Here is a 2,017-nt window from a genome sequence, read left to right as displayed (position 1 = left end):
GTTGCCATATCGAATGAAATGAGAAAGTGTGGTGGATATGATGGATGTTAAGATAACGGAAAAGGATATGAGAGAGCTTCTTGAGAAGCTGTATGCGCAGTCGCTTGATGGGATCGACAAGGTGAGTGAGCCTGTGGAGGAGCTGGCGCGCGATTATATGGAGAGGCATGACAGTGTGGATGAGGCGGCGAAGGCATTTATTCAAAATCAGATCGCGAAGTGTACGGTGTCGGGTTTTGTGACGGGTCTGGGCGGGCTGTTGACGATCCCTGTGACGGTGCCTGCCAATATTGCCAGCGTGCTGTATGTGCAGATGCGTATGATCGCGTGCCTTGCGTATATGGGCGGATACGATGTCCGAAGCAAGGAGGTCAAGACGCTCCTGTATGCGTGCCTGGCAGGCGTGTCGCTCAATCTTATCTTAAAGGAGCTTGGCGCAAAGCTCGGCAGTGAGCGTGTCGATAAGCTTCTCGATAAGATACCCGAATCGTCTGTGCCGACTATTTCGCAGAAGATATATTCTCAGCTTGCCGTTAAGACGGGGGCGAAAGTAGGCTCGGGTACGCTTGGCAAGGCGATCCCGCTCATCGGCGGTGTCGTGGGCGGTGCGCTCGATTATGTGGAAACGAAAAGGCTTGCGGATCGCGCGCATGATATGTTTATCAAGCATAACTTCCTTTTGACGGGCAAGGATATCGTCGAGCTCGATGTGCCGCCTGAAATCAAGAATATGTGAGCAGAGGAATGGGCTAAAGAAATAAAGAGATAAAATAATAAAGAACATGAGAAGGATGCAGTCCTCACGAGAGTGGGGAGGTATTCTTCTTTTTTTGTGCGGTTTTTTCTTGTGGTGCATGGGGACGGGACAATCCGGAGCCTCACTCTGATGAGGGAGGTGGCACGGCTTGTCCGTGACGGAGGGAGAGAACGGATACGTGTGATGATGTGGCGATTGCTTGCCTTATCAAACATCTCTCCCTCAGTCAGCTTCGCTGCCACTATTCGTCAGAGGGAGCCGATATGGTTGTTAGGTATTTCAGAATAAAAAAAGACAGCCAACATCAGCTGTTGGCTGTGAGAAAGTGCATGACGTCGTCTGCCGTGTGTTCGCTGCCTGTGATGGCGAAGATCTCGGCGGCGAAGCGGTTGGCTTCGTGTTCGCAGCGTGCATTTGAGAAGAATGTCCGTCCCGCCATGGAGTAGCTGGCGTAGTCGCGATGCATGAGGTAATGGCCGAGCTCGTGGCAGAGGACTGCTTTTTGCTGCCATTCGTCGAGTGCATCGTCGATCACGATGTACTTGCGCCCCAGTACGCGTCGCCACATGCCGTTCACTCTATCGGGGAGTGGCAGGAACATGACGTCGAACTTCATTTCGCGTGCGATGCGCCACGGGTCTGTCGTGCCGTGCTTGCGAATGAGGTTGCGGGCGCGCAGCGGAATGTTTTTCAAGCGCATCAACCTTCTTTGGAATTTTTTTCTTTGGCGTCCCAATAGAGTACGCGGAGGATGTTTTCGAGTGCTTGACGATCGGTGTCGTTGGCAAGACGACCGTTCAAGGTGTATTTTTCGTAGCGGATAAGCTCGATGAGGTCTTGCGGTTCGTCTTCGGGGAATCCTCCTTCGCCGAACATTTTGTTGGCGGGGATCTGAAGGACGTCTGCGATGGCGCGGAGCGTTTTGACGCTCGGGTTATAGCGATCGCCTTCGATATCGCCCAGATATGAACGAGATAAGTTTATCTCTTTGGCAAGTTCTCGTTGGGTAAGTCCTCGCCGTTTGCGATATTCTTTGATGGTTTGTCCGATTGACATGGCGTTTCTCTCCTTTGGTGCAATATCGAGTAGTCGGTCTGTTGGGCGGACCTTGCGGATACGATGCCGCGTGCAAAGATGCTCGCTGTGTGCGGCATGTTTGCACAGGTTCGTTCCTTCTTACTTCTATTGTACCACATTTTTTGCGTGACGGAAATATATTACGCAAAAATATTTTTGACGGATGCCATATGGTTCGGACGG

At 51.7% G+C, this 2,017-nt stretch carries 3 protein-coding genes; 1 reads left to right on the top strand and 2 read right to left on the bottom strand.

Features of this window, described 5'->3' with window-relative positions; translation table 11 throughout:
- The first annotated feature begins 31 nt into the window (after positions 1 to 31).
- On the top strand, positions 32 to 736 hold the full coding sequence (locus IJN28_08145) for an EcsC family protein (protein MBQ6713738.1): 705 nt from the start codon (positions 32 to 34) through the stop codon (positions 734 to 736).
- A gap of 325 nt (positions 737 to 1,061) precedes the next feature.
- On the opposite strand, the gene IJN28_08140 is transcribed toward IJN28_08145, so the two are convergent.
- Together IJN28_08140 and IJN28_08135 are read right to left on the bottom strand one after the other, a co-directional pair.
- Complete coding sequence (locus tag IJN28_08140) at positions 1,062 to 1,451, bottom strand: ImmA/IrrE family metallo-endopeptidase (protein ID MBQ6713737.1); 390 nt, start codon at positions 1,449 to 1,451, stop codon at positions 1,062 to 1,064.
- Between the two features lie 5 nt (positions 1,452 to 1,456).
- Positions 1,457 to 1,813, bottom strand: a complete 357-nt coding sequence (locus IJN28_08135) for a helix-turn-helix transcriptional regulator (GenBank protein ID MBQ6713736.1) — start codon at positions 1,811 to 1,813, stop codon at positions 1,457 to 1,459.
- Positions 1,814 to 2,017 lie beyond the last annotated feature (204 nt).

This window comes from Selenomonadales bacterium, from assembly GCA_017442105.1.
In the GTDB taxonomy this organism is placed as follows: Bacteria; Bacillota; Negativicutes; order RGIG982; family RGIG982; genus RGIG982.
The sequence above is the reverse complement of the archived record's forward strand: the minus strand, read 5'-3'. Positions and strand labels throughout refer to the sequence as shown.